Raw genomic sequence first — 234 nt, 5'->3', positions numbered from 1 at the left:
GCTGAGGCCGAAAGGCGTAGGCGATGGACAACAGGTTGATATTCCTGTACCACCTCTGTTCCGCTTGAGCAATGGCGTGACGCAGGAGGATAGGGTGAGCGGCCTATTGGATGGCCGTCCAAGCAGTAAGTGTGGTGTGTAGGCAAATCCGCACACCGTGAAGCATGAGCTGTGATGGCGAGGGAAATTTTAGTACCGAAGTCCCTGATTTCACACTGCCAAGAAAAGCGTCTA

1 rRNA gene is annotated in these 234 nt (G+C 53.4%); it reads left to right on the top strand.

The window, feature by feature from the left end:
* A 23S ribosomal RNA gene (locus tag M3630_RS31375) occupies positions 1-234 on the top strand; the annotation flags it as partial.

The sequence above is a fragment of the Brevibacillus sp. MER 51 genome (genome assembly GCF_023714195.1).
Lineage (GTDB): Bacteria > Bacillota > Bacilli > Brevibacillales > Brevibacillaceae > Brevibacillus.
This window is presented reverse-complemented; position numbering and strand designations above follow the sequence as displayed.